This window comes from Kocuria sp. HSID17590 (assembly GCF_003989485.1).
Classification (GTDB): domain Bacteria; phylum Actinomycetota; class Actinomycetes; order Actinomycetales; family Micrococcaceae; genus Kocuria; species Kocuria salsicia.
This window is the reverse complement of sequence record NZ_RBMB01000006.1, coordinates 53,207-79,166: the sequence shown is the minus strand read 5'-3', so window position 1 is coordinate 79,166 and position 25,960 is coordinate 53,207. Positions and strand designations below refer to the sequence as shown.

Annotated in this window: 26 protein-coding genes and 1 tRNA gene; 12 read left to right on the top strand and 15 right to left on the bottom strand. The window is 71.4% G+C overall.

The genetic code is table 11. The annotated features are described in order from the left end of the window. Positions 1–254: 254 nt before the first annotated feature. Positions 255–2,069, bottom strand: a complete 1,815-nt coding sequence (locus D8M39_RS03330; RefSeq protein ID WP_055086432.1) for an MDR family MFS transporter — start codon at positions 2,067–2,069, stop codon at positions 255–257. Continuing rightward, a complete protein-coding gene (locus D8M39_RS03325) occupies positions 2,066–2,686 on the bottom strand; it encodes a TetR/AcrR family transcriptional regulator (RefSeq protein WP_055086430.1) in 621 nt (206 codons plus the stop codon). Before D8M39_RS03325 ends, D8M39_RS03330 begins: the two co-directional genes overlap by 4 nt. 108 nt (positions 2,687–2,794) lie before the next feature. On the opposite strand from D8M39_RS03325, the gene D8M39_RS03320 reads away from it, so the two are divergent. From D8M39_RS03320 to D8M39_RS03300, 5 genes are read left to right on the top strand one after another with little or no spacing between them, the layout of a single operon-like run. Then, positions 2,795–3,871 (top strand): hypothetical protein, encoded by a 1,077-nt coding sequence (locus tag D8M39_RS03320; RefSeq protein ID WP_126874411.1) that lies wholly within the window; start codon positions 2,795–2,797, stop codon positions 3,869–3,871. Beyond that, entirely contained in the window at positions 3,868–5,091 is a 1,224-nt protein-coding gene (locus D8M39_RS03315) for a glycosyltransferase family 2 protein (protein ID WP_055086427.1), read from the top strand. Before D8M39_RS03320 ends, D8M39_RS03315 begins: the two co-directional genes overlap by 4 nt. Further along, complete coding sequence (locus D8M39_RS03310; RefSeq protein ID WP_161971375.1) at positions 5,081–6,112, top strand: WcbI family polysaccharide biosynthesis putative acetyltransferase; 1,032 nt, start codon at positions 5,081–5,083, stop codon at positions 6,110–6,112. The genes D8M39_RS03315 and D8M39_RS03310 overlap by 11 nt, the downstream gene beginning before the upstream one ends. Beyond that, positions 6,109–6,699: a DUF3253 domain-containing protein gene (locus D8M39_RS03305; protein WP_126874410.1), complete on the top strand. Its 591-nt coding sequence runs from the start codon at positions 6,109–6,111 to the stop codon at positions 6,697–6,699. The genes D8M39_RS03310 and D8M39_RS03305 overlap by 4 nt, the downstream gene beginning before the upstream one ends. A 31-nt stretch (positions 6,700–6,730) precedes the next feature. Continuing rightward, the gene (locus tag D8M39_RS03300) at positions 6,731–7,915 is read left to right on the top strand and encodes a M20 family metallopeptidase (protein WP_126874409.1); all 1,185 of its coding nucleotides are present in this window, start codon (positions 6,731–6,733) and stop codon (positions 7,913–7,915) included. A 14-nt stretch (positions 7,916–7,929) separates the two neighbouring features. Here D8M39_RS03300 and D8M39_RS03295 read toward each other — a convergent pair whose 3' ends face one another. Both D8M39_RS03295 and D8M39_RS03290 read right to left on the bottom strand, forming a co-directional pair. Next, the gene (locus tag D8M39_RS03295; RefSeq protein WP_055086422.1) at positions 7,930–8,895 is read right to left on the bottom strand and encodes a cation diffusion facilitator family transporter; all 966 of its coding nucleotides are present in this window, start codon (positions 8,893–8,895) and stop codon (positions 7,930–7,932) included. Next, positions 8,895–9,335 carry a helix-turn-helix transcriptional regulator gene (locus tag D8M39_RS03290; RefSeq protein WP_094394551.1) on the bottom strand — a complete coding sequence of 147 codons (441 nt, stop codon included), beginning with the start codon at positions 9,333–9,335 and terminating at the stop codon, positions 8,895–8,897. The genes D8M39_RS03295 and D8M39_RS03290 overlap by 1 nt, the downstream gene beginning before the upstream one ends. Before the next feature lie 219 nt (positions 9,336–9,554). Between D8M39_RS03290 and D8M39_RS03285 the strand changes: the two genes are divergently transcribed. Next, positions 9,555–9,812, top strand: a complete 258-nt coding sequence (locus D8M39_RS03285; protein WP_127434837.1) for a hypothetical protein — start codon at positions 9,555–9,557, stop codon at positions 9,810–9,812. Positions 9,813–9,822: 10 nt separating this feature from the next. Here D8M39_RS03285 and D8M39_RS03280 read toward each other — a convergent pair whose 3' ends face one another. Then, positions 9,823–10,665: a TVP38/TMEM64 family protein gene (locus tag D8M39_RS03280; protein ID WP_126874407.1), complete on the bottom strand. Its 843-nt coding sequence runs from the start codon at positions 10,663–10,665 to the stop codon at positions 9,823–9,825. Positions 10,666–10,769: 104 nt separating this feature from the next. After that, a tRNA-Ala gene (locus D8M39_RS03275) sits at positions 10,770–10,842 on the bottom strand. A gap of 101 nt (positions 10,843–10,943) precedes the next feature. Here D8M39_RS03275 and D8M39_RS03270 point away from each other — a divergent pair. Continuing rightward, on the top strand, positions 10,944–11,900 hold the full coding sequence (locus tag D8M39_RS03270; protein WP_126874406.1) for a LysR substrate-binding domain-containing protein: 957 nt from the start codon (positions 10,944–10,946) through the stop codon (positions 11,898–11,900). A 6-nt stretch (positions 11,901–11,906) separates the two neighbouring features. Here the strand turns inward: D8M39_RS03270 and D8M39_RS03265 are convergent, their stop codons facing one another. Together D8M39_RS03265 and corA are read right to left on the bottom strand one after the other, a co-directional pair. Continuing rightward, the gene (locus tag D8M39_RS03265; protein WP_055086416.1) at positions 11,907–12,986 is read right to left on the bottom strand and encodes a mechanosensitive ion channel family protein; all 1,080 of its coding nucleotides are present in this window, start codon (positions 12,984–12,986) and stop codon (positions 11,907–11,909) included. 35 nt (positions 12,987–13,021) lie between these two features. After that, positions 13,022–14,062 (bottom strand): magnesium/cobalt transporter CorA, encoded by a 1,041-nt coding sequence (corA, locus tag D8M39_RS03260; RefSeq protein WP_126874405.1) that lies wholly within the window; start codon positions 14,060–14,062, stop codon positions 13,022–13,024. Positions 14,063–14,128: 66 nt separating this feature from the next. Between corA and D8M39_RS03255 the strand changes: the two genes are divergently transcribed. The 3 genes from D8M39_RS03255 to D8M39_RS03245 all read left to right on the top strand — a co-directional run bounded on the left by D8M39_RS03255 (position 14,129) and on the right by D8M39_RS03245 (position 17,011). Further along, positions 14,129–14,653: an NUDIX hydrolase gene (locus D8M39_RS03255; protein ID WP_126874404.1), complete on the top strand. Its 525-nt coding sequence runs from the start codon at positions 14,129–14,131 to the stop codon at positions 14,651–14,653. Positions 14,654–14,682: 29 nt separating this feature from the next. Further along, positions 14,683–15,708 carry a glycine betaine ABC transporter substrate-binding protein gene (locus tag D8M39_RS03250; protein ID WP_238693932.1) on the top strand — a complete coding sequence of 342 codons (1,026 nt, stop codon included), beginning with the start codon at positions 14,683–14,685 and terminating at the stop codon, positions 15,706–15,708. Positions 15,709–15,793: 85 nt separating this feature from the next. Next, a complete protein-coding gene (locus D8M39_RS03245) occupies positions 15,794–17,011 on the top strand; it encodes a pyridoxal phosphate-dependent aminotransferase (RefSeq protein WP_126874402.1) in 1,218 nt (405 codons plus the stop codon). 13 nt (positions 17,012–17,024) lie between these two features. On the opposite strand, the gene D8M39_RS03240 is transcribed toward D8M39_RS03245, so the two are convergent. Together D8M39_RS03240 and xseA are read right to left on the bottom strand one after the other, a co-directional pair. Then, on the bottom strand, positions 17,025–17,315 hold the full coding sequence (locus D8M39_RS03240; RefSeq protein ID WP_126874401.1) for an exodeoxyribonuclease VII small subunit: 291 nt from the start codon (positions 17,313–17,315) through the stop codon (positions 17,025–17,027). A gap of 111 nt (positions 17,316–17,426) precedes the next feature. Further along, positions 17,427–18,740, bottom strand: a complete 1,314-nt coding sequence (gene xseA, locus D8M39_RS03235) for an exodeoxyribonuclease VII large subunit (protein WP_126874400.1) — start codon at positions 18,738–18,740, stop codon at positions 17,427–17,429. 58 nt (positions 18,741–18,798) lie between these two features. On the opposite strand from xseA, the gene D8M39_RS03230 reads away from it, so the two are divergent. Both D8M39_RS03230 and D8M39_RS03225 read left to right on the top strand, forming a co-directional pair. After that, positions 18,799–19,725 (top strand): hypothetical protein, encoded by a 927-nt coding sequence (locus D8M39_RS03230; protein WP_126874399.1) that lies wholly within the window; start codon positions 18,799–18,801, stop codon positions 19,723–19,725. After that, positions 19,709–20,788: a 4-hydroxy-3-methylbut-2-enyl diphosphate reductase gene (locus D8M39_RS03225; protein WP_126874398.1), complete on the top strand. Its 1,080-nt coding sequence runs from the start codon at positions 19,709–19,711 to the stop codon at positions 20,786–20,788. The genes D8M39_RS03230 and D8M39_RS03225 overlap by 17 nt, the downstream gene beginning before the upstream one ends. 84 nt (positions 20,789–20,872) lie before the next feature. On the opposite strand, the gene rmuC is transcribed toward D8M39_RS03225, so the two are convergent. The 5 genes from rmuC to D8M39_RS03200 all read right to left on the bottom strand — a co-directional run bounded on the left by rmuC (position 20,873) and on the right by D8M39_RS03200 (position 25,868). Next, positions 20,873–22,075 carry a DNA recombination protein RmuC gene (gene rmuC, locus D8M39_RS03220; protein WP_238693931.1) on the bottom strand — a complete coding sequence of 401 codons (1,203 nt, stop codon included), beginning with the start codon at positions 22,073–22,075 and terminating at the stop codon, positions 20,873–20,875. A 70-nt stretch (positions 22,076–22,145) separates the two neighbouring features. Continuing rightward, the gene (locus D8M39_RS03215; RefSeq protein ID WP_126874396.1) at positions 22,146–22,757 is read right to left on the bottom strand and encodes a response regulator transcription factor; all 612 of its coding nucleotides are present in this window, start codon (positions 22,755–22,757) and stop codon (positions 22,146–22,148) included. Continuing rightward, positions 22,754–24,079 carry a sensor histidine kinase gene (locus D8M39_RS03210; protein WP_126874395.1) on the bottom strand — a complete coding sequence of 442 codons (1,326 nt, stop codon included), beginning with the start codon at positions 24,077–24,079 and terminating at the stop codon, positions 22,754–22,756. Before D8M39_RS03210 ends, D8M39_RS03215 begins: the two co-directional genes overlap by 4 nt. After that, positions 24,076–24,837 (bottom strand): ABC transporter permease, encoded by a 762-nt coding sequence (locus D8M39_RS03205; protein WP_126874394.1) that lies wholly within the window; start codon positions 24,835–24,837, stop codon positions 24,076–24,078. The genes D8M39_RS03210 and D8M39_RS03205 overlap by 4 nt, the downstream gene beginning before the upstream one ends. 104 nt (positions 24,838–24,941) lie before the next feature. Next, positions 24,942–25,868: an ABC transporter ATP-binding protein gene (locus tag D8M39_RS03200; protein WP_126874393.1), complete on the bottom strand. Its 927-nt coding sequence runs from the start codon at positions 25,866–25,868 to the stop codon at positions 24,942–24,944. Positions 25,869–25,960: the final 92 nt, after the last annotated feature.

Sequence of the window (25,960 nt, the reverse complement as noted above, 5' to 3'; positions counted from 1 at the left end):
GTGATGCGTGTGCCCCGGGAGCGCTCGGGGCACTCGGGACCTCCCGGGAGCAGCTGAGGGCCCTCGGGAGAACACGCGCGGAGTGGCTCGTCGCGTACAGACATGAAGAAGGGGCCGGGTGACCGGGCCGGGTGGTGTTTCCCGGCCGGTCACCCGGCCCCTTCGTGCGTTGCAGCCCCTGCCGCTACCGGGACGGCGACGACACGGTGCTCACGGCGTGAGCCGCGGTCCGGTCGGTGCGCCGTCCCGTGGGCTCAGGCCCTGTGGCGCGGTGCCGAACGGCGACGGCGGGAGCGTCCCGCGCGGTGGTTCGCGGCGGCCCGTGTCTCGGCCGGGGCGGCAGCGGAGGCGGGCGACGTCGCACCGGTGCCGACCTGCGCGACCGAGGCGGACGCCGTCGTCGCCGAGGACGGGGTGGCGGCCGGGTCGTAGCTCGGGCCGGCGCCCGTGGTTGCCGTGGCCACGGCGAGCTGACCGGTGGTGGCGTCCGGCTCGGCGGAGTCGGCCTCCACGACCTCACGGTCCACTCGGGTGGACAGCGGCTTCTCCACCACGAACGCGAGCATCACCAGGGCGAGCAGCGCGAGCGGGATCATGTACATGAAGATGGGGAGCAGCGCGTCGTTGTAGGACTGGATCACGGGGTCCCGGAACATCTGCGGCAGGTCGTGCACGCTCTGCGGCGTGAAGGAGTTGGCGTTCATGCCGCCGCTGGCACCTCCCGCGCTCCCGGGAACCTGGGGCAGGTTCTCCGCCAGCAGGTCCTTCAGGCGGGAGATGAACAGCGAGCCCACCACGGCGGAGCCCACCGTGGCACCGACCTGACGGAAGAAGTTGCTGGCGGCCGTGGCGGTTCCCACGATCTTGTTGGGGAAGGAGTTCTGCACGATCAGCACGAGGATCTGCATGCTCAGGCCGATGCCCGCGCCGAACACGGCCAGGTAGGCGCACATCCTGAACGTGGAGTCGTCCACCTGCAGCGTGGACAGCAGCCACAGGCCCACGCCCATGACCACCATGCCCACCAGCGGGAAGAACTTGTACCGGCCCGTGCGGGAGACGATCTGACCGGAGGCGATCGACGTGATCAGCAGGGACGCCATCATGGGCGTCATGAGCAGACCGGCCTGGGTGGCGTCCACGCCCTTGACCATCTGGATGTAGGTGGGCATGTAGCCCAGCGCGCCGAACATGGCCACGCCCACGGCCAGCCCGGAGAGGGTGGTGAGCGTGAAGTTGCGGTCCTTGAACAGGGACAGGGGGATCACAGGGCTGCTCGCGCGGGTCTCGGCGACCGCGAAGGCGACGCCGCCGGCCACGGTGGTGGCGCACAGCCACAGGATCTGCGGGGAGTTCCAGTCGTACTGGGTGCCGCCCCACGTGCACACGAGCACCAGGCACGTGGTGGCCGCGGCCAGCAGGACCATGCCCAGGTAGTCGATGCGCTCGCTGCGCTCACGGGTGCGCTTGGGCAGGCGCAGGAACGCGGCCACCGCGATGATGGCCAGGATGCCCAGCGGGATGTTGAACGAGAACGCCCAGCGCCAGCCGGGGCCCTCGGTGATCCAGCCGCCGAGCAGCGGTCCGGCCACGGAGGACACCGCGAACACGGCGCCCATGACGCCCATGTACTTGCCGCGGTCCCGGGCGGGGACCACGTCGGCGATGGAGGTCTGGGCGAGGATCATCAGACCGCCGCCGCCCAGGCCCTGGACCACGCGGGCGGTGATGAGCCAGCCCATGGTCCCGGCGGACGCGCCGATCACGGAGCCCGCGAGGAACAGGAGGATGGCGGCGATCAGCACCGGCTTGCGGCCGAAGAGGTCCGAGATGCGGCCGTAGACGGGCATCATCACGGTGGAGGCCAGGATGTAGCCGGTGATGACCCAGCTCATGTGGTCCACACCGCCGAGGTCTCCCACGATGGTGGGCAGGGCGGTGGAGAGGATGGTCTGGCCGAGGGACGCGAGCAGCATGACGACCATGAGGCTCGCGAAAAGCCAGCCGAGGTGTGTGGGTTTCTCCTCGGCGGCGGGGCTGGTCTCAGCCCGGGTGACGGTGGTTGTCATGAAATCTCCTTGAGGGCGGTGCGGAAGACACCGATGGCGTGGTCGAGGGCGAGCTGGACGGCGTCGTCGTCGAGGGTGGTCGCCAGGTGGGTGTTGGTCCGGAAAGCGAACTTGATGACCGCACCGGCCAGTAGAACGAAAGCGTGCGAGGTCTCCTCGGAGCGAGGAGTGGTGCCGTGGGCCGAGTGCTCCACGACCATGGAGACCACGAGGCTCTCCACGGTGGTGATGTGCATCCCGACCCGGCGTTTGAGCTCGGGGTTGTTCTCCACGAGCTCGTGGCGGCGGGCCGTGAGCTCGGGGGGGCCGGTGGCGTCCCGCAGCACGTCCATGAACAGCCGGACGGTGCGGGCGAACTCGTCGCCGGTCGCCGGATCCAGGAACCGTTCGCGCGCCGCGTCGGAGATCCGCGGTTCGGTGGTCCCCAGCACCGCGGCCTCCTTGGAGGGGTAGTAGTTGAAGAACGTGCGGCGGGAGACCCCCGCGCGTTCGGCAATGGCATCCACCGCGGTGTCTCCGTAGCCGCACTCGCCCACGAGCTCCAGCGCTGCCTGGTGGATCTCGGTGAGGGTTCGGGTGCGGTGGCGTTCGCGCAGTGACGGGTTGGATTCGGACACGCGTCAACTTTATGCATGGGTGCAAACTTGCACAAGTGCAGACTTTGCCCTGAGGGTATGACCTCGCTCACCCGGGAGCGTGTCGGAGGCCGTCGATAGGGTGAACGCGTGATCGCACCCCTCCTGGCCTGCGTGGGCCCCGAACAGCACGGCGTCCGCATGCACGCCCAGGACCTCGCCGCACACACTCCCGACGCGCGCACGGTGGCCGGTTCGCTCACGGAGCTGCGACCGGTCCTGCTGGGGGAGTCCTCACCGGTCCACCTTCACTTCACGGACCGCGTCTTCGGCCCGTCACCGCAGGCCGCGGCCTCCACCGTGGCGGAGATCGCCGCGGTCCGCCCGGTAACGGTCACCGTGCACGACATCCCCCAGCCCTCGGACGGCCACGCCTTCGAAGCTCGCCGTGCCGCCTTCGCCCGCGTGGTCGATGTCGCCCGCGCCGTGATCGTGTGCAGCGCCTCGGAGCGCGCGCAGCTCGAGCGCCACGTCCCCGCCACCTCGGGATTGCCGGTGCACGTGAACCACCTGCCCATCGACCCGCCCGAACCGGGTCCCTGGCACCGCGCCTGGCAGTGGGCCGGTGCTCAGCCTCCCTGTCCCTTGTCCCTGTCGGACGGCGACGGCACGGAGCGGGTTCCCAGGGTCGCCGTCCTCGGTTTCCTCTACCCGGGCAAGGGCCACGAGAGCGTGATCGAGGCGCTCGCCGGTCTCGACACGCCAGTGGAGGTGGTGGCGCTCGGTCGCGCGTCGGACGGCCACGAGGGCCTCGTCCCCGCGCTCGATGCGGCCGCCCGCCGTCACGGCCACAGCTTTCGGACCACGGGGTTCCTCGACGACACCGCCCTGACCCGCGCCGCGCAGCGGGTCACCGTCCCGGTGGTTGCGCCGGCCCACGTCTCCGCCTCCGGGTCCATCGGACGGTGGATCTCGAGCGGGCGCGCCCCGATCGTGACGCCGCACCCCTTCTTCGAGGAGCTCGCCGAGCGGGCACCCTGGGCGCTCACGCTGACCGATGACCTCTCCGCCGCGCTGCGGGCCGCCCTCGCGGACCCGCGCAGCACGTGGATCGACCCTGCCCGTTGGAACGGCGAGGACCTGCCCTCCACACGGGTGGCCGCAGCCCGGCAGTGGGCACTGCTCACGGGCGAACAGATCCCGGCGAACCGCGGAGGTGACCGGTGAGTGCGCCCGCCGTGAGCGTCGTCGTGCCCTACTTCGAGAACCAGCACGGCCTGGACCGGCTGCTTGCCGCGCTGGCGCTGCAGGACCACCCGGTCGCCGAGATGGAGGTGGTCGTGAGCGACGACGGCTCCGCCGTGCCCCCGGTGCTCCCGCCCCTGCCGTTCCCGAGCTCGGTGGTGCGTCAGGAGAACCTCGGCTTCCGGGCCGGGACGGCGCGGAACCTGGGCGCGGGCGCGTCCTCCGGGGAGGTGATCGTGTTCCTGGACGGGGACATGATCCCAGAACCCGGGTTCCTCACCGCCCTCCTGGCCGGGGTGCGGGACGCGGACGACGGCCACGGGGCGCTCGCGGTGGGCGCCAGGCATCACGCGGACCTCTCCGGCTGTGACGTGCCGGCGGTGGTGGAGTGGATCAGCACCGGCTCGGCACCGGGAGCGCGGCGGCTCGAGGACCCGCAGTGGCTTGCGCAGGGATACGAGCGCACCGCCGATCTCTCCCGCGCGGGGACCGAGGACTTCCGGCTCGTCATCAGTGCGCTGCTCGCGGTGGACCGGCGGCTGTTCGAGCGCTGCGGCGGTTTCGACGAGTCGCTCGTGGGCTACGGCGGGGAGGACTGGGACCTCGCCTTCCGCTGCTGGCAGCTGGGTGCGCAGTTCCGCCACGTGCCCTCCGCACGGGCGTGGCACGACGGGCCGGACCTCGCCGGGCGCGGGATCTCCCGCGCGGTGAAGGACGCCGAGACCCTGGCGCTGGCGCAGCGCATCCCCCTGCCGAGCACTCGCGGCGCGGGCGTGGTCTTCGAGCAGCCGTGGGTGGTGGTGCGGGTGGGCGGTCACGACGACGACGCCGAGGCATACCTGAGTGCCGCCCACCTGCTGCGGGACACGGACGCCGGGATCTGGTTCGTGGACCGCGAGGACGTTCCCGCCGCGCTGGCCGCGGACCCTCGCGCCCGCGCGGGGGAACCTCCGCGCGAGATTCTCGACCGTGCCCTGCTCCTGGCAGACGTCCACGCTCCGCTCCGTCTGGAGGTCCCCCTGCGCGTCTGGTGCGCGGAGGGGGAGAGCGAGGTGCCCGGACTGCTGAGCGTTCGGGACCTCCGCGCCGTGCGGCGGGGCGAATCGTGCCCGGACCGCAGACCCGTGCCCGATCCTGGCGCGCCCGTCCACGCCGCAGACACCAGCACACGACTCGAGGACAGGGTGGGACATGCCCGCTGAGCACACGCCGCACGTGATCGACGATGTTGATCCGCAGGGCCAGGACGCCGTGCACCGCCCGCCTGCGGAGTCAACCGTGAGCGGGCAGGGGCCGCAGGACGACGGGCGGCGCCGTCACTACGGAGACTTCTACGGGCTCACAGAGCTTCCGGACCTCCCCCTGTTCGCCGTGTACGGCAACTGCCAGGCCGAGTCACTGCGCGTGCTGCTGCACGGAGCGCTGGAGGGGCAGTGGCACGGCGTGCGGATGCCCCCGGTGCACGAGCTCACCCGTGAGGACCTCCCGCACCTGCACGCCCTGCTGCCGCGGCTGGGCCTGTTCGTCACCCAGCCCGTGGTGCCCGGTTACCGTGGGCTGCCGCTGGGCACGGACGACGTCGTGCCCCGTCTGGGCTCCCGGGTGGAGGTTGTTCGCGTGCCCGCGATGCGGTGGTCCGCATTCATGCCCACGCTCGCGATCGTCCGTGCGCCGAGCGTGGGGGACCCGCCGGTGGTGCCGTACCACGACCTCCGGGTCCTCACGGCGGCCGCCCGGGGCGAGAGCACCGTGCACCTGGAGCATCCCTCGGCCGCCGCCGCGCACGCCGGGCGGGAGGAGTCCCTCGCGCAGCTGCGGATCCGGCAGGAGGCCCACCGCACGCTCGACGTCGCCTCCGTCCTGGACGCCGCCGGTCCGAATGCGGTGCACGTGATCAACCACCCGTGCAACGACGTGCTGCGCACCGTGGCCTCCGAGATCCTCGATGCGGCGGGGCTCTCCGCGCCGGTGCCCGACCCGGGGAGGGTGCTGCTCGGTGGCATCCGCGCGCCAGTCCACGAGAGCACTCTCGAGGTCTTCGGGTACACGGCCTCCGACCTGGACGGCGGGCCGCGGGAGGACTGGCTCGTCCAGGGGTCGCACATCACGGAGGACACCGTGGCCGCGGAGCACCTGCGCTGGTACGCCCAGAATCCCGCCGTGGTCTCGGCGGGGCTCACGCGGCACGCGCGCCTGATCGAGCGCCTGGGGCTGCGCCCGTGAGCAGGCGCAGGGACCAGGGGGAGGCGTCGGGCACCGACGCCGCTCGGGAGGCGAGCGGAGCGCACCCGGAGGGCACGGCGTCGTCGGGCCCGGAGCGCACCGCAGACGGCCACCACGTGGTGGTGAACGGCCGGCGCTGGCGCGCCACGGACTCCGGGATCCCGGAAACGCTGCGGCAGGAACTCGTCGCGGAGCTGATGGGTGCCCGCCGTGCGGTGAGGTCCGAGGGCCGGGGGGCGAGGCAGCGTGTCCAGGATGCGAAGGTCGCGCTGGGAGAGCGCGGCGAGCCCTGGTGGGAACCGCCCACGGAGGAGGGCCTGCGCGCACGGGAACAGGCGACCATCCGCGCCCTGCTGAGGCACCGGGCGGGGAAGACCATCTGCCCCTCGGACGTGGCTCGCGCCCTGGGCGGCGAGCAGTGGCGGGAACTCATGGACGGGGTCCGAGAGACGGCGCGGGCGCTCGCGGACGTGGGCGAGATCACGGTGCGGCAAAAAGGTGAGAAGGTGGACCTCACGACCGCCCGCGGGCCGGTCCGGCTGGCGCCGGGACCGGCCCTCAAGGGTCTGCCCGAGCCCGGGCGATGACGCCGCGCCACCACCATCGAGGAGCCCGAACGTGTCATTCCTGGAGGACGCCCAGCTGCTGCAGCCCGAGCTCGTTGAGCTGCGAAGGCGCCTGCACGCCCACCCTGAGCTGGGCAACGACCTCCCCTGGACGCAGCGGCAGGTGCTGGAGGCACTGGACGGCTGCGACCTGGAGATCACCCTGGGCCGGTCGCTGAGCTCGGTGGTCGCGGTGCTGCGGGGCGGGCGTCCCGGGCCCGCGGTGCTGCTGCGTGGGGACATGGACGGGCTGCCGATCGAAGAGCAGACGGGGCTCGACTTCGCCTCCACGAACGGCGCGATGCACGCGTGCGGGCACGACCTGCACACCGCCGGTCTCGTGGGCGCGGCCAGGCTGCTGAGTGCACGCCGGGAGGAGCTGCCCGGCTCCGTGGTCTTCATGTTCCAGCCGGGGGAGGAAAGCCCCGGGGGCGCCGCGCCGATGATCGAGGAGGGCGTGCTGAACGCCGCGGGCGAGCGCCCCGTCGCGGCCTACGGGATCCACGTGAGCCCGGGGGAGCCCGGGGTGTTCACCTACCGCCCAGGCACCCTCATGGCGGGGGCCAACCACCTGAGCGTCACGTTCCACGGCAGGGGTGGGCACGGCTCGCAGCCGTGGACCTCCAAGGACCCGGTCACGGCGCTGTGCGAGTTCGGCACCGCGCTGCAGACCATGGTGACGCGCCGGTTCAGCGTGTTCGACCCGGTGGTCGTGACCATGACGCAGCTGTGGGCCGGGGAGGCCATGAACGTCATCCCGGACAGCGCCTGCACGGCCGGCAGCGTGCGCACCCTGTCACGCGAGACCACCGAACGCTGCCCCCACCTGGTCCGTGAGCTCGCGGACGGCATCGCCGCCTCCTACGGGCTGCGTGCGCAGGTGGACTGGAACGAGTTCTACCCCGCGACCATCAACGACCCGCAGGAGGCGCGCTTCACGGGGGAAACGCTCACCCGGCTGTTCGGCGCGGAGCACGTGCAGGTCATGGAGAACCCGCGCATGGGCTCCGAGGACTTCTCCTTCGTGCTGCGCGAGGTCCCCGGGTGCTTCGTGTTCCTGCAGTGCAGCCCGGCGGACGTGGACCTCGCCACCGCACCCTGGAACCACTCGCCGCACGTGCGCTACGACGACGCCGTTCTGGGCGCCCAGGCGGCGGCGCTCGCCGAGCTCGCGTGGGGCCGGCTGCAGCTCGGCTGACGGGCACGCCCGCCTCAGGCGTGCAAGACCTCGTCGGACTCCGCGTGCTTGATGCGTGCTGTCTCGATCTGGAACGTGGAGTGGTGCACCGAGACGGCGAAGTGCTCGGCCACGCAGGTTTTGACGTCCTGCAGCAGGTCTGCCGCGTGGCCGTCCCGAAAGCACTCGTCCTCCACCACCACGTGGGCGCTGATCGTGGGCAGGCCGGTGGCCACGGTGGAGGCATGGACGTCGTGCACGTCCACCACGTGGTGCAGGCTCATGATGTGCTCGCGGAACAGGTCCAGGTCCAGCCCCCGGGGCGTGAACTCCATCAGTACGGCAGCCGTCTCCCGCATGATCCGAGCGGCCCTCGGCAGGATCAGCGCGGCGATGAACAGGGCGGCCACGGTGTCCGCGCGCTGGAAGCCGGTCGTGGCGATCACCACCGCGGCCACGATCACGCCGAGGGAGCCCAGGGCGTCGTTCGCCACCTCCAGGAACGCGGCGCGCATGTTGAAGTTGGCGCCCCTGCTGGACGAGAGCACCAGGATGGCCACCACGTTGCACGCCAGACCCAGGGCGCCGAAGACGAGCAGCTCGGTGGGCGGCACCGCGCGCGGCTCCAGGAGCCGGCGGATGCCCTCCACCACCGCGAAGACCCCCACACCGAGCAGCAGGGTGGCCTGCGCCAGCGCCGCGATCACCTCCACCCGCCGGAAGCCCCAGGTGTGCTTGGAACTGGCCGGGCGGGCCATCAGGTGCGCGGCCACGAGAGCCACCAGCAGTCCGAGGGCGTCGGTCAGGGCGTGGACGGTGTCCGTGAGCAGCGCGAGACTCCCGGTGACCGCCGAGCCGACCGCCTGGGCGACCACCATCCCCGCGGTCAGTCCGAACGCGATCCACAGCCGCCACGTGGTTCCGCCCGCCGCTGCTGCGTGCTCGTGACCGGCGTGCCCCGAGCCGGGGGAATGCCCTCCGTGGGAGTGCCCCGCGCCCATCAGCGCTCACCTCGGCCGGAGGGGACCGCGGTGAGCCGCGCGGCGCGGGTGCCGGTGGCGACGTCGTCGAGCCCCGCGGCCACAGGCGGATGGTGGAGGTGCGAGCACAGCACGGCGTCCGTGCCGGTGGTGTGCAGGACCCGTTCCGCGGCCGTGATGACCGCCGCGAGCTCCTCCGGGTGGGTCAGGGAGTACCACGTGGCACGCCCCTCGGGGCGGGCAGCCACAAGGTGGCACTGCGCGAGGAAGCTCAGGTGCTTGCTCACCGTGGACTGGGCCAGGCCCATGTGCTCCACGAGGTCCCGGACGCGGTGCTCTCCGCCGGCCAGGTGCTGGAGCACGGCCAGGCGGGTGGGTTCACTGAGGGCCTGGAAGAGATGGGAGTACGCCGCCGTCGCCCGCGCGTCGAGGGCGGGGAGCTCGTCAGGATCAATCGCCATACAACGATGATATCGCTGGAGCGCGTGAATGCGAGGGGTGAATAAGGATCTGTTTGAGGTGGACTGGCCTACCTTGTCACTCTCAGGAGGGTGACGCGGCCGAACCATGGAGTCGGATCCCCGCCAGCATCCAGGAGCACACGCCATGCCCACCCGCACCCGAGAGCCCGCCAAGGACCGCATCCTCGCGGCAGCTTGCCGCCTCTTCGACGCACGGGGGTGGCCGCGACCGCCGTCGTGCTCCTCGCCATGACCCTGTTCACCGGGTCCACCCCGGCCACCGTGGTGCTCGTGGTGCTGCTGGGTCTGTTCGGGGTGAGCGCGAACAGCGTGCTCATCCACCTGCCCGTCCGCTGCGCCGCGCCGGGCAGTGCCCGGAGGCTGAAGCCACGGAATCTCCCGTACCGAACTACCTTCCGGAACGTGCGCGGGCAATCGGCGGGCGTCACGGCTGACTCTCAGGAGCGCTGCCGCTGAGCCGCCGGGCTTACTGGCCGGCGAGGCCCTCGGCGGCGCCGCTCGCCGACGTCGATACCCTGGCCCTGCGTGCCCGGCGAAGTTCCCGGTAGGCGAGCAGGGTCAGCACCAGCACGACGACCCACGCCACGCCGATGACCGTGCCGTGAATCACCGTGGGCTCGGTGATGAACGCACCGATCGCGACGAGGGAGACCTGCCCCGGGACGGCGCCCAGGGCGCTGCCGATCAGAAAAGACCGTTGAGAGACGCCGAACGCGCCGCTGCCGTAGTTGACCACCCAGTAGGGCAGGCCCGGGGTCAGGCGCAGCAGGTAGGTGCCCGAGGTGCCCGCCTCCTGCAGGCGTTCCTCCACGGTGGCCGCGTGGCTGCCGAGCAGCTTGGTGACCGTGGCCTTCCCCAGGCCGCGAGCGAGCCAGTACGCCACCCAGCTGCCCAGCATGGCGCCGATCACCGAGAGCACACTGCCCTCGACGACGCCGAACAGCACGCCCCCGGCGATCGCCAGGACCGAGACGGGAATGGGGGTCACGGCGAGCGCCGCGTAGAACACGATGAACGCGGCCCACGCCAGGCCGCCCCAGCCGTTCAGCTGGTCCCGCAGGACCTGCGCCGAGGGCAGTTTGACGTGGAACGCGAGCCAGAGCATCACGAAGAGGACGAGCACCAGCAGTGCGTTGCGCAGGACCTCGCCCCACTGCACGCCGCTGCTGGCCGGTGCAACCGGGTCCACAGGTCCCGCGGGGTCTGTGGGCTCCCCCGACGTGGTGGGACGGGAGCGCGACGCAGCCGCGCGAGGATCCTCCGGTGCGGTGTGGGAGGCGGGCTCGGGGCTCATCGGTTCGTCGGTCATTCTCTCCACTTCCACGGTGCGGGCGGCGGGGGCGGGCACCTCGGGTCCATCACACACGCAGGAAGCCCGTTCCCTCCGGGGAGGGAACGGGCTTCCTGGGACTGTGGAGCTTAGGGGAATCGAACCCCTGACCTTTTCATTGCGAACGAAACGCTCTACCAACTGAGCTAAAGCCCCGAACAACAGGGAACACTCTAGTCCTCCCGGCCGGTTTTCGCACATCAGCCGGTGGGGCGGACGTGGCGGGTCGCGTGCGCCGCGGCGCCTAGGCTGGTGGCATGACCGCCGAAGACCCCACCGTGCCGCTGTCCGAGCCCGTCGAGACCGCCCACGAGACCCCCGCGGAGACCGCAGGGGAGACCCCGCAGGAGAGCGCCGGGAACGACGCCGCGCAGGCGCCCTCCGCATCCGAACCCGCGGATGCCCGCCACGGCCTCACCATCGGCTACGTGCCCGGCGTGATGCCCGGCAAGTGGTTCGGGCGGTGGCGCGAGCGGCGGATGCGTCCGGTGCTGCGGGACGAGCTGGTCACTGCCGCCGGCTGGCGTGAGGCGCTGGACGACGGCACCGTGACCGCGTGCTTCGTGCGCCTCGGCTGGAGCCCGGCGGACCCATCGCTCGAGTCCCTGCGCACCACCCACCACGCCGTGCCGCTCTACGACGAGCTGCGGGTTGCGGTGCTGAGCACCGACGACGTCCTGGGCGTCCTCGACACCCTCACCGTCGCGCAGCCCACCGAGGAGTCCACGCCGCAGCCCCACGCGGACATCGACGACGCCGCCATGGCCGTCGAGCTCGCGGCCGCCGGTGTGGGCCCCGTGGTCCTCCCGATGTCCGTGGCCCGGCTGCACGCCCGCAAGGACGTGACCACCCGCGAGCTGACGGACGCCCCCACCGTTCCGGTCGCCCTCGTGTGGCCGAAGGGTCTGGACGACGACACCGAGGACGCCGTGCAGCGTTTCGTGGGCGTGGTCCGTGGTCGCAAGGAGACCAGCGGGCGGGAGGAAGCCGGCCGCGCGGCGTCGTCGTCCGGGCAGCGGGAGAAGAAGGCAGCCGAGCAGCCCACGGCGAAGGAGCGCGTGGAACCGGTGGCAGCGGCGTCGTCGACCCCCAAGAAGCCCGCCGCGAAGGCCCAGTCCGGGGGCTGGGCCAAGGCTGGCGCGAGCACCAAGCCGGGCCTGCGCCGCAAGCCGGGGCGCAAGGTCAAGAACGGGCGGAACAAGAAGCGCCGCTGAAAGTGCTCAGCCGTCCCCGCGGCGCTCGGAGGACGTGGTGCCCGCGCCACCGGTCTCGTCGCGGCTGGGGGTGCGCCCGTCCGGCGTGTGGCTGTCCGCGTCCGCGGGGTGCGGAAACACCGGGGTGGTGCGCAGGTTGCCGGTGGTCGGCACGCGCGGCACGGGGAACGAGGTGGTGGGCGCATCGCCCTGCATCTCGGGCTCCGAGCCGGTGCGCACGGTGACCTGGTTGGTGGCCGGGATCCGCAGGCCCTCGCGGTCCAGCATCTTCTTGATCCGCACGCGCATCACGCGGGCCACGTCCCACTGCTGCAGCGGCGCGGTCTTCACCGCCAGGCGCAGCGTGATGTTCTCACCGGTGACGTTCTCCACGCCCCACACCTCCGGGTCCTCCACGATGCTGGGCCCGATGTCCGGATCGTCGCGCACCATCTGCGCCTCGTGGGCGATCATGTCCGCGATCAGGTCGATGTTCGTGTCGTAGGGAACGGGGATGTCCAGCACGCAGCGCGCCCAGCCCTGGGACTGGTTGCCCACGCGCAGGATTTCGCCGTTGCGCACGTGCCACAGGGTGCCCTTCACATCCCGCACCTGGGTCACGCGCAGCCCCACGTTCTCCACGGTGCCGATGGCCTCACCCAGGTCAACGGAGTCCCCGATGCCCAGCTGGTCCTCCGCGACGATGAACACCCCGGAGAGGTAGTCCTTCACGAGCGACTGCGCGCCGAAGGACAGGGCCACGCCCGCGATGCCCGCCGAAGCGAGCACGGGAGCGATGTTGAACCCGAGCTCCGAGATGACCATGAGGATCGCGATGGCCCACACCACCAGCGAGGACACGGAGGAGAGCACTGCGCCGATCGTGCGTGCCCGCAGGGCCTGCCGCTCCGCGGCGATCCCCGAATCCTGCACCCAGCGGGCCTGCCCGTGGTCGAAGCGCCGCACGATCCGCGACTGCGTGCCGCGCGCGATCCCGCGGGTGATCTTGCGTATGAGCAGGCGCACGACGGCGGAGACCACCACCGCGCCCACGATCACCAGAACCACGCGGAAGGGTTTGTCGAGCCAGAATTCCCAGTTGTCCATCCCGGCCAGGCTAGCGCCGGCGGATGGGAGTGCGCTCACAGCCAGTCCTTGACCTTGAACACCGCGTAGAGGACCACGCCCACGAGCACCATGAGCACGAGGGCGAAGGGGTAGCCCAGGGTCCAGTGCAGCTCGGGCATGTTCTCGAAGTTCATGCCGTAGATGGAGCCCACGATGGACGGGGCGAAGAGGATGGCCGCCCAGGAGGAGATCTTCTTCATCTGGTCGTTCTGCACCATCGCGGCCTCGTTCTGCCGCGCGGTGGTGAGGGTTGAGTCCAGGCTCATGGCGTCCGTGAGCGAGGAGCGCATGGAGTCCAGCTTGCCGCTGACCTGGATCACGTGGTCCAGCACGTCCCGCAGCCGGTGCTGCAGCTCCTCGTGCGTGCCGTACTTGGTGAAGCCCGCGAAGTAGCGGCGCATCACCTCGCTGAGCGGCGCCACGCCGCGGTGGAACTCGTTGACCTCCCGCGCCAGCTCGTAGATGCGCTGGGAGACGTTGGACTCGCCCGCGAACAACGAGTCCTCGATCTCGTCGATGTCGTTCTCCAGGCCGCTGAGCACGGGGAAGTAGTCGTCCACGATCTGGTCCAGCAGCGCGTAGAGGATGCCGTCCGGTCCGAAGCACAGCAGCTCCGGATCCGCCTCCACCCGTTTGCGGACCTTGCTCACGCCGCTGGACTCGGAGTGGCGGATGGTGATCACGAAGTTCGGACCGGTGAAGATGTGGATCTCGCCGATCTCCACCGTCTCGGTCTCGTCCTGGTAGACGGCCGGGCGGATCACCGTGAACAGGGTCTCCCCGTAGCGCTCCATCTTGGGCCGCTGGTGCGCCTGGACGGTGTCCTCCACGGCGAGCTCGTGGAGCTGGAAGTGCTCGGCGAGGGACGCGATCTCCTCCTTGGAGGGCCGGTAGAGCCCGATCCAGGCAACCACGGTGTCCTCGTGGTCGTCCTCTGTGGTCTCCTGCTGGGCCCGGTCCATGACCGTCTGCAGCAGCCGGTAGGTGTCCTGCAGGGACTGGGGGGACTCGACCTTGCGGCCGTCTCGGTAGATGGCGCTCTCCACGATGCTCACCCGGCCATTATGGGCCCCGGCGGCGACTGTCAGGGACCGCAGGGGCCCGTCAGTAGACTGGCGCCCATGACTCAGCCCTTCGACTCCCGCGTGGGCGCCTACGCCCTCATCATCCGTGACGAGCAGCTGCTGCTCACCCACTGGAACCCCCGCCACCCGGGTTTCGAGGGTGCGTGGACGCTTCCCGGCGGGGGCATGGAACCGGGGGAGCAGCCCGCGGAGACCATGGTCCGCGAGGTCTTCGAGGAGACCGGTTTCCGCGTGGACTCGGACGGGCTCGTGGACGTGCACAGCTACTGGATGACCCCCGAGCAGCGATTGGACGGCCAGGACCGCGGCAACCACGCCTTCCGGGTGATCTACACGGCCCACGTCACCGGCGGCGAGATGGCGGTGGAGCAGGACGGGTCCTCGGACGACGTCGCGTGGATCCCGCTCGCGGAGGTCGGCTCCACCCCGCGGCTGGACCTGGTGGACCAGGCGCTGCGGCTCGCGGGCCTCAGCGACCGCCTGGGCGCGGTACGGACCCCCACCGAGAGCATCGCGGAACAGGACGTCTCCACCGAGCCCGGGCGCGGCGGGGACCGGTGACCAGCCGGGTGCGCGTTCGCGCGGTGGCCGTGCTGACCCTCGCAGCGCTCACGCTGACCGGCTGCGGGCAGGCTGCTCCGCAGGACGGCGGGGACGACGCGCAGACCGGGGCCTCGGCGTCGTCGTCGGACGGCGCCACCGTGAAGATCGCCACCGGCGTGGACGTCCAGACGAAGGTGCTCGCTCACCTCTACCAGCAGCGGCTGCAGGCGGACGGGGTGAAGGCGTCCGTGGTGGACGTGGGCTCCTCGCGCGAGCAGATCATGGACGCGCTGCAGGACGGGCGGGCCACGATGGTCCCGGACTTCAGTGGCGACCTCTACGTCTACGCCCGGCAGCACGAGACCCCCGCGACGCCGCAGCCGAGCGCGAGCGGTTCCCCGGCGGCGTCGGCCACGCCCACCGCGAGTTCGGACGCGCCCCGCGGCCTGCTGGACTCCCTGGGCCAGTTCCTGGGGATCACGGGCGAGACGGGTCCCTCCGACGACGACGTGTACCGCGCCCTGCCGGACGTCCTGCCGCGCGGGATCCGCCTGCTGGACTCCTCCGGGGCTCAGCGCACGGACCGCATGGTGGTGACGGCGGCGACCGGCGCGAAGTACTCGCTGGGGGACATGAACTCCGTGGGCACGCACTGCGGGCAGCTGAGCGTGGGGATGCCCACGGGCTACGCGGCCAGTGCCCAGGGGGAGCGCGGGCTGAAGGCCTACTACGACTGCACCCCCAAGGCCGCGCCCGAGTATGGCAGCACGGACGAGCTCGTGGACGCGCTGCTGAGCGACGGCGTCCAGGCGGCGGTGCTGCCCTCCACGGACCCCGCGATCGAGGACGGCGGGCTCGTGGCCCTCGACGACCCGGACAGGCTCTTCCGCCCGGAGCGCGCCGTGGTGATCGGCTCCGACTCACTGAGCGACGACGCCGCGGCCACGGTCAACGCCGTCTCCGCGGACCTCACGTCCGAGGACCTCACCACCATCACGCGCCTGGCCGGGGGCAGCTCACCCGCGATGACGCCGGAGAAGGCGGCCACCTACGTGCGCGAGCAGCCCCGCTGACGACGTCGCCGCGCCCGTCCGGGGCGAACCGCGCGGTGGCCTGGAGCTGGGCCGCGGCTGCGGGAGTGCCGAGTAGTCTGAGCCCATGGCAAAGGTGAACCAGTCCGACAAACTGAAGAACGTCCTCTACGACATCCGCGGGCCCGTGCTGGAGCAGGCGGAGAAGATGGAGGCTGCCGGTCAGCGCATCCTGCGCCTGAACATCGGCAACCCCGCACCCTTCGGGTTCGAGGCACCGGACGCCATCCTCGTGGACATGATCAAGAACCTGCCGAACGCGCAGGGCTACTCGGACTCCCGGGGCATCTACTCCGCGCGCACCGCGGTGGTGCAGTACTACCAGACGCGCGGGATCATGAACCTGGACACCGACGACGTCTACCTGGGCAACGGTGTCTCCGAGCTCATCACCATGACCCTGCAGGCGCTGTGCAACCCGGGGGACGAGATCCTGATCCCCTCCCCGGACTATCCGCTGTGGACCGCGTCCGTGGCGCTGTCCGGCGGCACGCCCGTGCACTACCTGTGCGACGAGGAGAACGGGTGGAACCCGGACCTCGAGGACATGGCCTCCAAGATCACGGAGCGCACCAAGGGCATCGTCATCATCAACCCGAACAACCCCACGGGCGCGGTGTACTCGCGCGAGACCCTGCAGAAGATCGTGGACCTCGCCAAGGAGCACGATCTCATCCTGTTCTCGGACGAGATCTACGAGAAGATCACCTACGACGGCGCGGAGATGATCAACACCGCGAGCCTCACGGGCGAGGACGTGCTGTGCCTGACGTTCTCGGGCCTGTCCAAGGCGTACCGGGTGGCCGGCTACCGTTCCGGGTGGCTCGCGATCACCGGGCCGAACTGGCGCGCGGAGTCCTACCTGGAGGGCATCAAGCTGCTCGCCAACATGCGCATGTGCGCGAACGTCCCCGCGCAGCACGCCATCCAGACGGCACTCGGCGGCTACCAGTCGATCAACGACTTCATCCTGCCGGGAGGGCGGCTCAAGGCGCAGCGCGACATCGCCCACCGCAAGCTCAACGAGATCGACGGCATCACGTGCGAGCAGGCCCACGGCGCCCTCTACCTGTTCCCGAAGCTGGACGTCGAGAAGTTCGGCATCGTGGACGACGAGCGCTTCGCCCTGGACCTGCTCAAGGAGCAGAAGATCCTGCTGAGCCACGGCACGGCCTTCAACTGGGGCAAGCCGGACCACTTCCGCCTGGTCACCCTGCCCGCCGTGGACATGCTGGACACCGCCCTGGACCGCCTGGGCGAGTTCCTCTCGACCTACCAGCAGTAGCGCCGCGCGCGCATCACTCGGACGACGACGCCGCCTGCTCCCGGTCCTCACGACGGGCGCGGGCGGCGTCGAGCCGTTCCCGGGCACCGTCGAGCCACTGCTCGCAGCGGGTGGCCAGCGCCTCGCCGCGCTCCCACAGGTGCAGGGACTCCTCCAGGGAGGTGCCGCCCGTCTCGAGCTGGGAGACGATCTGCACGAGCTGCTCGCGGGCCTGCTCGTAGCTCAGGTGGTCGACGTCGGAGAGGTCCGGCGCGCCCTGCTGGGGGCTCTGCTGGGAGTCGGCGTTCTGGTTCTGCGGTGCCACGGTGTTCCTTCCGGTGGTGATCTCTGATGATGCGTGGGGTGTCGTTGCTGGGCGCCCCGGGAAAGCTGACGGGGGGATTCGTTGTGCCGAGGTCGGGGGAGGGCGAACGGGTCAGTGCTCGCCCGGCTGGCGGGTGCTCGTGCCGGTGACGTCCACGCCGAGCTCCCCGGCGGCCAGCCGCACGGTGAGCTCCTGGCCCACCTGGGCGCGGGAGGCATCCGTGAGCACAGAGCCGTCCGCGGTCTGCACCACGGCGTAGCCGCGGTCCAGGGTCTGCTGCGGGGAGAGTGCGCGGACCCGGGCGCGCATCTGGGCCACGGAGTCCTGGGCCCGCAGGGTGAGGGAGTTCGTGGCGGTCCACGCCCGGGTGCGCCAGCGGTCGAGGTCCTCCTCGCGCACGAGGATCATGCCGTCCGGCTGGGAGAGCACCGGGCGCGAGCGCACGGTGGCCAGGCCCTGCTGCTCCCGCTCGATCAGCGACCCCACGGCGCGGTCCAGGGCGGCGCGGGCCTGCCCGAGGCGCAGCCGCTCCTCGTGGACGTCCGGGACCACGCGCTTGCCGGCGTCCGTGGGGGTCGAAGCCCGCACGTCCGCCACGTGGTCCAGCAGGGGCTGGTCGTTCTCGTGGCCGATCGCGCTGACCACCGGGGTGCGGGCCGCGAAGACCGCGCGCAGCAGGGACTCCTCGCTGAACGAGAGCAGGTCCTCGAAGGCGCCGCCACCGCGGGCGATCACGATCACGTCCACCTCGGCCATGGCGTCGAGCTCCTCCAGCGCCCCGATGACGGCGCGTGCCGAGCCTGAGCCCTGGACGGGGACCTCGCGGATCTCGAACTGCACGCCCGGCCAGCGGTTGGTGGCGTTGCGCACCACGTCCTTCTCGGCGTCCGAGTTGCGCCCGGTGATCAGGCCCACGCGGTGGGGCAGCACGGGCAGGGGCTTCTTGCGGGCGGGGTCGAACAGACCCTCGTCCGCGAGGGCGCGGCGCAGCCGTTCGAGGCGCTCCAGCAGGTCCCCCAGGCCCACGGGGCGGATGTCCCGGCCCAGCATGGAGAGCCGACCGGTCTTGACGTAGAAGTCCGCCTGGAGGTTCACGACCACGCGTGAACCCCGTTCGAGCGGGCGCTCCAGGCGGGCCATCTCCTTCTTGAAGAGGGTCACGTTCACGGACGCCTCCTCCTGGAGGTCGCGCAGCGTCACGTAGCAGACGCGGGCGCGCTCGTTGACCTCGATCACCTGCCCCTCGACCCACGCGTCCGGGGCCTTCTGGACCCAGCCGTGCAGAGCGTGCGAGAGCTTGCTCAGCGGCCAGGGGTTCTCCGGGGAGGTGTCCCGGGCCAGCCGGGGCAGCTCAGCGGGCGGTTCCTGCTGCCCGGGGGCGCCGTGGGCGTGGGGCGCGGCGTCGTGGGGGAACGAGGTGTCCATGGTCCATGAGTATCACCCGCCGGGGACACGCACAGCGTGTTCTCTCTACAGTGGAGCGGTGAGCTCCTCCGCGCGCCCCCGCGTTCCCGCACCCCTCCGCAGCCTCGCCGCGGCGCTGCTGGCCGTGCTGGCCGGGGCGGGATTCGCGCTGTGGCTGGGGATCACGTGGCTGCAGGACCACGTGCTCTCACCCTCCGGGTTCCAGGACACGGCCGCCGCCGTGATGACGGAGACCTCCTTCCAGGACGAGCTCGTGGGCACCGTGCTGGACCGCGCCACGCTCGGCGTGCTGCAGGACGCGGACACCGGCATCGCCCCCGTGGACCGGGCCGTCGAGAGGCTCCGCACGGCCGTGGCGGACGCCGCCCGCACGTGGCTCACGGCGCCGGAGCAGGAGGGCACCTGGATCCAGGTGCTCAACGACACCCACGACGCCAACGTCCCCCTCACCCCCTCGGCCGGTGCCGCTCCCGACGAGCTCGTGGTGGACCTCGGCGCTCTGGGCCGGGCGGTGGACCACCAGGTCCAGGACACCGTGGGCATCTCCCCGGGCATCGACGCCCACGCCCTGCGGATCACGGTCCCCGGCGCGCACACCGGCCCGGTGGTGGACGCTCTCGTGCGGCTCGCCCAGTGGCGCTACGTGCTGCCGTGGTTCGCCGGTGCCGCCGCGGTGCTCTGCGTGCTCTGCGCACCCCGGCGGTGGACGGCGCTCGCCGGTGCGGGGGCCGCCGGGGTGGTGTGCGCCGGGATCCTGCTGTGCCTGGGGCTCGTGGCCACCCGCACCGTGGTGAACGCCTCCGCCGTGGATCCCGTGGCCCACCTGGTCACGGAGCAGATCTTCTCCCTGCTGCGGGACTCGTTCGTCACGCGCTGCGTGGAGGCGATGATGTGGGCCGCCGGGGTTGCGGTGGTGGGTGTGACCGGCGCCGTGGTGCGTGTCCGTACGGTCACTTACGATGGAGGACATGTCCACCGTGGTTGACCTCTCCATGCCCACCGTTCCCCGGGTGCGTCGCACTCCCCAGGAGATTGCCGCCGCCGCCCCGGTCACCGGGCGCAAGGTGCTGCTGGCCGCGCCGCGCGGCTACTGCGCGGGCGTGGACCGGGCCGTGATCGCCGTGGAGAAGGCGCTGGAGCACTACGGTGCGCCGGTGTACGTGCGCAAGGAGATCGTGCACAACAAGCACGTGGTGCAGACGCTCGAGGAACGCGGCGCCGTGTTCGTGGAGGAGACCGACGAGGTCCCTGAGGGCGCGCTGGTCGTGTTCTCCGCCCACGGGGTGTCCCCGGCGGTGGTGCAGTCCGCCCACGACCGCAACCTCCACACCATCGACGCCACCTGCCCGCTGGTCACCAAGGTGCACCGCGAGGCCGTGCGCTTCGCCAAGAACGACTACGAGATCCTCCTGATCGGCCATGTGGGCCACGAGGAGGTCGAGGGCACGTTCGGGGAGGCCCCCGAACACATCCAGATCGTGAACTCCCCGGAGGACGTGGACAGCATCGAGGTCCAGGACCCGGACAAACTCGTGTGGCTGTCCCAGACCACGTTGAGCGTGGACGAGACCATGGAGACGGTGAACCGGCTGCGTGCCAGGTTCCCCAACATGATCGACCCGCCCAGCGACGACATCTGCTACGCCACCTCCAACCGGCAGGCCGCGATCAAGGAGATCGCCCCGCAGGCGGACCTGGTGCTGGTGGTGGGTTCCGCGAACTCCTCCAACTCGGTGCGCCTCAAGGAGGTGGCCCTGGAGTACGGGGCCCGGCGCGCGGAGCGCGTGGACTTCGCCAACCAGGTGGACGAGTCCTGGTTCGAGGGCGTGGCCACCGTGGGGCTGACCTCCGGTGCGTCGGTGCCCGAGGTGCTCGTGCAGCAGGTTCTGGACCTGCTCGCGGAGTACGGCTACGGGGAGGTCGAGGAAGTGGTGACCGCCCAGGAGGACATCCTCTTCTCCCTGCCCAAGGAGCTGCGCGCCAAGCTCGCGAAGGACGGGGACACCACCCGCGGTCTGGGTGGCCGCGGCACCAAGCCCTCGCGCTGAGCGGTGGCGCCGGGTCCTTCTACTGGACCCCGGCACCCGCTCCTCACGTTGAGCCCCGGCACCAGCCCCGCGGGCTGGGCGGCGTCAGTCGTTCACGAACTCCGTGGCCGTGACCGGACGGGGCACCGAGTCCACGGGCCTGGTCTCCAGTGCCTCGGAGTCGGTGGCCGTGGGATCCAGTTCGGCGATCTTGCGCGCCGAGGGCAGCACCCGTGATTCCAGCGAACCTACGAGCTTGTTGTAGCCCTCCACCGAGCGCCGCAGCGAACCGCCCATGTCGGACAGGTGCTTGCCCACCGAGCCCATGCGGTCGTAGAGCTCCCGGGACAGCCGGTACAGCTCTCGCGCGTTGTCCGTGAGGGTGGCCTGACGCCAGCTGAACGCCACGGCCTTGAGCGAGGCGAGCAGGGACACCGGGGACACCAGGGCCACGTTCGCACGCGTCGCGTGATCCAGCAGGGAGGCATCCGCATCCAGCGCGGCGGCCAGGGCGGACTCGACCGGGACGAAGCACATCACCAGCTCGGGGGAGTTCTCCTCCGCGGACCAGTACTTCTTGGTGCCCAGCGTGTTCACGTGCGCCCGCAGGGCCTTGGCGTGGGCGGCGAGCAGCTGGGTGCGGCGCTGCTCGTTCTCGGGGGAGCCGTCCGCGGGGACGGCCTGGGCGTCAAGGTAGGAGGACATGGGGGCCTTCGCATCCACCACCACGGTCTGCGCCCCGGGCAGGTTGACCACCATGTCCGGGCGCTGGATACCGGATTCCGTGGCGCGCACCGTCTGCTCCGTGAAGTCCACGTGGCGGGTCATCCCGGCGGCCTCCACCACGCGGCGCAGCTGCATTTCACCCCAGGCGCCGCGAGCCGTGGTGGAGCGCAGGGAACCCTCCAGGGAGGTGGTGGCGTGCAGCAGCTGCTGGTCCGTGGTGCGGGCCGCTTCCAGGGCCTGGGCCACGGCCCCGAACTGCTGTGCACGGTCCCGCTCCAGCTGGTTCACGTGGCGTCCCACGGAGGAGAGCTGCTCGTTGAGCGGCGCCAGGGCACGCATGACGTCCTGGTCCTGCACGGCCCGAGCCTCCAGGGACTCCACCCGCTGCTCGAGCTGCTCCGCGGCCGCCCGGGCGGAGGCGCCGTCCTGCAGCGCGGCAATCCGTTGCTCCTGGGCCTGTTCCAGCTCGGTCTCCAGCGCCGTGGACTTCTGGTGGGCCAGCACGTACCCCAGCACCACACCCACCACGAGGGCGAACAGCGCCCACAACCACCACACCTGAGCCATCACCGAAGCATCCATGCGCTCACCATGACAATGCTGTCCGACACGCATAAGCGCCCCGGCTGAGCTCGTCACCGGATCCGGAGGGCTACAGCCACCCGTTGCGCGCGGCGACGGCCGCCGCCTCGGTCCGGTTGGTGGTTCCGGTCTTGCCGATCGCGGCCGACAGGTGGTTGCGCACCGTCCCCGCGGAGAGCTGCAGGGCCCGGGCGATCCGCCCCGCCGAGGCCCCGTGGGACGCTTCCCGCAGCACGTCCTGCTCCCGCGGGGTCAGGGGGTTCGGCCCGGCCAGCAGGGACTTCTCGGCCAGCGCCGGATCGACCACGCGCAGCCCCGCGTGCACCTTCCGGATGGCCTCCGCGAGCTCCGCAGCGGGGGTGTCCTTGACCACGAAGCCGGACGCACCGGCGTCGAACGCGCGCCGCAGGTAGCCGGGGCGGTCGAACGTGGTGACCATCAGGCACCGCGTCCCGCGCCCGGCGGCCACGATTCGCTCGGTGGCCTCCAGCCCGGTGAGGCCGGGCATCTCGATGTCCAGCAGGGCCACGTCCAAGGCGAGCTCCCCGGCAAGAGCGACCGCCTCGGCACCGTCGGCGGCCTGGGCCACCACGGTGATGTCCGGTTCCAGGTCCAGCAGAGCGGCCAGTCCGGCGCGCACGAGGGCCTGGTCGTCCGCGATCAGCACTCGGATCTCGGTCATGCCCGCCTCACCTCCACCACGGTCCCGCCCTCGGTGTTCTGCCGGACGGTCGCCTCACATCCTGCCGCACGGGCTCGTTCCTTCATGCCGTGGATGCCGTTGCCCTCTCTCAGGGCCGGTTCGGCGCTCCCCTCGTCTCCGGAGAACGACGCCGCCGCGTCACCGCGGTCTCCGGCCCGCGCCGGCCGCTGCATGTCCAGGCCTGCGCGCCCCACCCCGTCCCGTTGGGGCACATCCGCCGCGACGTCGTCGGTGCGCGGACGGCTCGTCGAGGGCGCCGTACCCTCTGAGCCAGCGACGGTCCCGGTCCGCACGTGATCGCCAGGGGAGGCATCCGCGGCCCGTGCGCCGTCGTCCGCGATGCGAAGCGACGAACCGGTGACCGTGACGCGGCAGTGAGCGGCGCCCGAGTGACGAACCACGTTGGTCACGGCCTCGCGCAGGATCCATGCGAACACGGAACGGGTGACGGCGTCGAGGGGCGGGACCGAGGACGGCAGGTGCGGGTTGATCCCGGCGGCGCGCAGGGCGGCACGTGCCTGGACGAGCTCGACGCCCAGGTCCAGGTCACGCAGCTTGCCGACCGTGGAGCGCACGTCGGTGAGGGCTTCGCGGGACAGCGCCAGGACGTCGTCGAGTTCGGCGACGGCGCGCTGCGGGTCCGTCTCCACGAGCCGCTGGGCGAGCTGCGTCTTGACGGTGATGACCGTGAGGGAGTGGCCCAGGATGTCGTGCACGTCCCGACCCACGGCCTCGCGCTGCCGGGAGATCTCGAGCTCGCGGGCCAGGCGCTCGTGGGTCTCGGAGCGATCCACGGCGAAGCGGGAGAGCAGGATGATCGGCCCGGGCAGGACCAGGCCGAACAGCGGCCAGAACCACTGCTCCCGGGGGAGCAGCATGAGCAGCGGAACCAGGGCGGCCGTCTCGATCAGGAGCGAGGCCAGGATGCCCTGGCGCAAGGGCAGTCGGAACGCGCACACGGCCACGAAGAACGGTGCCGTGTAGGCCATGCCCCACGGGGAGGCCGGCAGCAACAGGGTGAGCGGCACCAGCAGGACCGCGCACCACAGCACGGCGTTGCCCAGCACGCTCAGGCGCGGGACCAGGATCTGCCGGATCCAGGAGAGCGTGTAGAGCCCGGCGAAGAGCACCAGTCCGAGCAGTCCCAGGGCAGTGGCCCAGACCGACTCGTCACTCTGCAGCAGTGCCGCGGCGGGAATGACGAGGAACACGAGCCAGACGGTGGCAAACAGCAGGTCGGACCAATGGTGCTCGGGCTCCTCGGTGCGTGGGCGCGGGGCGGTCCGCGTGGCGGCGCTCATCGGCGGGCCGTGGAGGTTCGGGCGGCCAGCAGGGCGATGACCCCGAACACGGAGGCCCAGGCCACGGCGTTGACCACGAGCCACAGCAGGCTGTCGGTTTGCGGGGCACCACCCATGGTGGCCACCTCTCCTCCGGTCACGGGATAGCGGGCAATGCCCACGATTCCATACATGGGGGTGAAGCGGGCGACGGCCAGCATCCCGCCGGAGAGCGGCATGAACACGTTGCCGAAGAACGCGAAGACCACCAGCGCGCCGGTGGCGGCTCCCACTGCGGTGTCCGAGCGGAAGATCAGGCCTGCGGCGAGACCGTAGAGGGCGAAGACCACGGAGACCACCACGCACAGCACGGCGGCCAGCAGCCAGCGCCAGAGGTCGTCCATCGCGGCGTTGGTGAACGCCCCCACCAGGAACACGATGACCACGGGCAGCACGGCGATCAGCAGGGCCACCACCACTTTGGTGGCCGCGTAGCCGCCCGTGCCCATGGGGGTCAGGGCGAGCTGCCGGCCCCAGCCCTGCAACCGTTCCACGGCCGCGCTCGCAGAGATCGCGGCGGTGGCGGTGACGGCCCCGTACACGGCCATCGACACCATCACGTACGCGGAGACGTTGCCCCCGGGCAGGCGGGCGTCGGACCAGCCCTGCACCGCGCCGACCAGGATGAACAGCACGGCGGGCAGCAGGGCCACGAACACCAGGTTGGGGATCGAGCGGAGGTTCCGCCGCACGTCGTGGGCGGTGTAGGTCAGGGACATGACGGGCTCCTTGGGGTCTGGGTGCGGTCACGGGCGCGCGAGGTGCGGGGCGCGGGGAGGGGCGGGAGAACGGTGCGGTCACCCGCGGTGCGCTGCGCGCGGGCTCACGCGGCGGCGTCGTCTCGATGGATCAACGCCGCGAACGCCTCGTCCAGGCCGCCGCGGGAGATCTCCAGGGCGCTCGCGGGGGTGCGGGTCAGCAGTTCGCGCGCGAGGGCGTCCGCGTCCTCGGTGCGCAGGTGCACGCGGGACTCCGAGCGGCGCGAGACGGTGGCGCCCGCGAACTCGGGCAGCGGTTCGGCCGTTGGCCACACGAAGGAGACGGTGTGGTGCCGGGACATGGAGCGCAGCTCGTCCACGGAGCCGTCGAACGTGACGCGCCCGGCGTCCATCAGGACGATCCGCTCGGCGACGTCCTCCGCCTCCTGGAGGTAGTGCGTGGCGAACACGACCGTGAGCCCGCGCTCGGTCTCGGCGCGCATCGCGTCCCAGAACTCGGTGCGGGACTGCACGTCCATGCCCGCGGTCGGCTCGTCCAGCACGAGCAGCTCGGGGCGCGGGAGCAGGGCCAGGGCAAAGCGGACGCGCTGCTGCTGCCCGCCCGAGCACTTGGCCACCTTCCGGCGCGCGAACGACGCCGCCCCCGCCCGTTCCAGCGCTTCGTCCACGGGCAGGTGGTCCGGGTAGAGGGACGCGATCATGGTCACGGTCTCGCGCACGCTCAGGTCCGCGAGCAGCCCGCCCACCTGCTGCACCGCGCCCACCTTCCCGTGAGCCACGGCCGCGCGCGGGCGCTCGCCGCACACGCTCACCGCGCCGGAGGTGGGCTCGCTCATGCCGAGCACCATGTCCAGCAGGGTCGTCTTTCCCGCGCCGTTCGGCCCCAGCAGGGCGACGACGCCGCCGCGCGGAATCTCCAGCGAGACACCCTGCACGGCGCGGACCGTCTCGGAGCGGGTGCGGAAGGTCTTGACGGCGTCCTGCACCTGGATGGCGGGGAAGTGTGGCTGCGGTGGGTGTGTGGTGTTCATGGGTTCAGATTCCCGTGCGGCGCGGCGGCGCTGAACTGCGAACTGTCACGAGTGGGGCGTGACATGTGTCAGGGGTGGGGTGGGCCGCGGAG

Coding starts and splice junctions, on each gene's coding strand:
- D8M39_RS03330 (WP_055086432.1), bottom strand. CDS start 2,069: ATGACAACCACCGTCACCCGGGCTGAGACCAGCCCCGCCGCCGAGGAG.
- D8M39_RS03310 (WP_161971375.1), top strand. CDS start 5,081: ATGCCCGCTGAGCACACGCCGCACGTGATCGACGATGTTGATCCGCAG.
- D8M39_RS03295 (WP_055086422.1), bottom strand. CDS start 8,895: ATGGGCGCGGGGCACTCCCACGGAGGGCATTCCCCCGGCTCGGGGCAC.
- D8M39_RS03290 (WP_094394551.1), bottom strand. CDS start 9,335: ATGGCGATTGATCCTGACGAGCTCCCCGCCCTCGACGCGCGGGCGACG.
- D8M39_RS03280 (WP_126874407.1), bottom strand. CDS start 10,665: ATGACCGACGAACCGATGAGCCCCGAGCCCGCCTCCCACACCGCACCG.
- D8M39_RS03270 (WP_126874406.1), top strand. CDS start 10,944: ATGACCGCCGAAGACCCCACCGTGCCGCTGTCCGAGCCCGTCGAGACC.
- D8M39_RS03265 (WP_055086416.1), bottom strand. CDS start 12,986: ATGGACAACTGGGAATTCTGGCTCGACAAACCCTTCCGCGTGGTTCTG.
- D8M39_RS03255 (WP_126874404.1), top strand. CDS start 14,129: ATGACTCAGCCCTTCGACTCCCGCGTGGGCGCCTACGCCCTCATCATC.
- D8M39_RS03245 (WP_126874402.1), top strand. CDS start 15,794: ATGGCAAAGGTGAACCAGTCCGACAAACTGAAGAACGTCCTCTACGAC.
- xseA (WP_126874400.1), bottom strand. CDS start 18,740: ATGGACACCTCGTTCCCCCACGACGCCGCGCCCCACGCCCACGGCGCC.
- D8M39_RS03225 (WP_126874398.1), top strand. CDS start 19,709: ATGTCCACCGTGGTTGACCTCTCCATGCCCACCGTTCCCCGGGTGCGT.
- rmuC (WP_238693931.1), bottom strand. CDS start 22,075: ATGGATGCTTCGGTGATGGCTCAGGTGTGGTGGTTGTGGGCGCTGTTC.
- D8M39_RS03215 (WP_126874396.1), bottom strand. CDS start 22,757: ATGACCGAGATCCGAGTGCTGATCGCGGACGACCAGGCCCTCGTGCGC.
- D8M39_RS03210 (WP_126874395.1), bottom strand. CDS start 24,079: ATGAGCGCCGCCACGCGGACCGCCCCGCGCCCACGCACCGAGGAGCCC.
- D8M39_RS03205 (WP_126874394.1), bottom strand. CDS start 24,837: ATGTCCCTGACCTACACCGCCCACGACGTGCGGCGGAACCTCCGCTCG.
- D8M39_RS03200 (WP_126874393.1), bottom strand. CDS start 25,868: ATGAACACCACACACCCACCGCAGCCACACTTCCCCGCCATCCAGGTG.